The organism is Paenibacillus cucumis (ex Kampfer et al. 2016), assembly GCF_019748695.1.
Taxonomy (GTDB): Bacteria; Bacillota; Bacilli; order Paenibacillales; family Paenibacillaceae; genus Paenibacillus; species Paenibacillus polysaccharolyticus.
This window is the reverse complement of sequence record NZ_JACLIC010000059.1, coordinates 1-482: the sequence shown is the minus strand read 5'-3', so window position 1 is coordinate 482 and position 482 is coordinate 1. Positions and strand designations below refer to the sequence as shown.

Here is a 482-nt window from a genome sequence, read left to right as displayed (position 1 = left end):
GCTGAATACAGCTGGACGCGGATAATCGCCCTGCAGATCCAGCACCGGCACCTCCCCCTCATACTGCTTCAGCCAGTACGCCTCTTGTTGCTCCAGCACGCCCGAGCTCATGCGTTGGTTCTGCCACTGGGCATAATCCTTGTACTGCACCCGCTGTGCTGGCAGGCTCTTCCCTTCATACAGCGCCATAAATTCTTCGATTAGCAGGCTGAGGGTTGTACCATCTGAAATAATATGGTGCATATCGATAAGTAGCAGACTACGCGCGCCCTCCAGTTCCCCTAGAGCCGCTCGCAGTAGCGGTGCCTTGCTCAGGTCAAACGGACGCACGAAGGCTTCCATCATCTCCTCCGCCGTATGGCCGTTCCCCTTTTCCAGCTCAAAGGTAAGGTCGGCCTGTACCCGCTGTACCGGTACGTCCCCCTCCCATTCAAACGAAGTTCGCAGCACCTCATGGCGGGCAACCAGGTGTTGCAAGGCGT

At 57.3% G+C, this 482-nt stretch carries 1 protein-coding gene; it reads right to left on the bottom strand.

The window, feature by feature from the left end:
- Positions 1-482 (bottom strand): condensation domain-containing protein (locus H7T88_RS28190; protein ID WP_221791695.1); only part of this gene is annotated, 482 nt, incomplete at both ends.